The following is a 278-nucleotide window of genomic DNA, read 5'->3' on the forward strand; positions in this document are numbered from 1 at the left end:
GTTATGAAGGGGAAGATGGCAAAGTAACCGTATATACAGATCTTCCAGAGGACTTTCCAGCAGATATTCCAATTCCAGATGATATAAATCCAGTTGGAAATTTAATAACAGAATTCGAAGATGACACGATCTCAGGTTATTCTTTAACCTTTAGGGTAGAAAGTGATAGGAGAGAAGAAGTACTATCATTATATCAAAACTACTTGGAATCAAATAATTATACAATAAAGGAACAGAATGAAATGGGTGGAGAATTCGAGGTAGAGGCAGAAAAAGGA

At 35.3% G+C, this 278-nt stretch carries 1 protein-coding gene; it reads left to right on the top strand.

Features of this window, described 5'->3' with window-relative positions; translation table 11 throughout:
• A partial coding sequence (locus AOA62_RS31820) for a hypothetical protein (RefSeq protein WP_218244151.1) occupies nt 1-278 on the top strand: 278 nt, incomplete at both ends.

This window comes from Pseudomonas sp. 2995-3, from assembly GCF_002742565.1.
GTDB classification, from domain to species: domain Bacteria; phylum Pseudomonadota; class Gammaproteobacteria; order Pseudomonadales; family Pseudomonadaceae; genus Aquipseudomonas; species Aquipseudomonas edaphica.